At 47.6% G+C, this 611-nt stretch carries 1 protein-coding gene; it reads right to left on the reverse strand.

Annotated features, from left to right (window positions below; all coding sequences use genetic code 11):
• The coding region (locus tag DT603_RS15805) for a sugar phosphate isomerase/epimerase family protein (RefSeq protein WP_162350950.1) at window positions 1–471 on the reverse strand (471 nt) is incomplete at its 3' end.
• Between the last annotated feature and the right edge of the window lie 140 nt (window positions 472–611).

Raw genomic sequence — 611 nt, forward strand, 5'->3', positions numbered from 1 at the left:
AGCAGACGTGCAGACGTAACTTTCGTAGCGATTAATCGGTTCGATGGCTACGGTAATACCCAGTTTCCGGGCGTAATCCGTTCCTTCGACCCACACTTCACAAAGCGTATCCTCTTCTGCTGCCGTCAGGGATTTTCCTGAAAAAACACCAATGCCGCCATGTAATACGCCGGCCAGTAAAGTTGCCTCTAAAGCTGCCGTTTGATCCAGGGCTTTTTTGATTAAGTCCAGAGCTTCTTTCGGATGAAAGGGAATATGAGCAAAAGCGGGCAAATTCAGCGAACAAATCACGTCCAGGTTTGCCGCCTGCAACTGCCGCTTCACCGTCGGGGCATCGAAGTCCATCGAAGGAGGTAATAATATTTCGAGTACATCAAAGCCATACACTGCTGACTGCTGAATGGCATAGGCACCCGTTTCAGCCGTCCAGGCGGGTAAGGTCCAGGTAAGTAAGGAAGCTCCGAATTTCATTTTTTAGTTGTTCGTTATTGGTTTATGGTTGTTCGTCTATTCATCGTTGGTAGTAATAAAACAAGGGTCGCAAAACGGGCGAGTAGCGGATTCATTTGGCTCTACTATCTTCTTAAAACAACCCCCATTCCGATCTTACC

This window comes from Pseudoxanthomonas gei, assembly GCF_010119615.1.
Classification (GTDB): domain Bacteria; phylum Pseudomonadota; class Gammaproteobacteria; order Xanthomonadales; family Xanthomonadaceae; genus Pseudoxanthomonas_A; species Pseudoxanthomonas_A gei.